Genomic DNA, 440 nt, shown 5'->3' with positions numbered 1-440 from the left:
CGGAACAGAAGTTTCGCCCCTGAAGCGAGTAGCCGGTATATGACGGATTGAAAAGGCTTCGCCATTTCCACCCCGTCGTCAGCCCAAACGCCGACGGTCACCCAAGCGCACAAATCGCTTGCCGATCCCCGCGGCTATCGGCAAATTGCTTGACGCAATCATTTAGCCATCACAAGGACGCGATATGGCCCGCCGCCCCAAGCAATCGCCTTTCGAAGACCTGATCGATCTCGCAGCATTGATGCCCTGGTGGATCACCCTTCCACTGGCGCTCATCGCGTACCTGTGGCTCAACAGCATCGTCACTTCACCGATACCGGCACTAGCCAATCCAGCCGATTTAGGCAGCCACATGTCCGGCATGATGCTTCGAGGATTGGCAGTACCCGCGCAGTACTTCGTCCCTGCCGCACTGGTATTTGGAGCCATCGCTTCAATAT

1 protein-coding gene is annotated in these 440 nt (G+C 56.8%); it reads left to right on the top strand.

The window, feature by feature from the left end:
• Nucleotides 1-184 precede the first annotated feature (184 nt).
• Nucleotides 185-440: hypothetical protein (locus ACU8YC_RS27900; RefSeq protein WP_446896384.1), on the top strand; the 256-nt coding region annotated here is incomplete at its 3' end.

Source organism: Citrobacter sp. VF227 (genome assembly GCF_052950715.1).
This window is presented reverse-complemented; position numbering and strand designations above follow the sequence as displayed.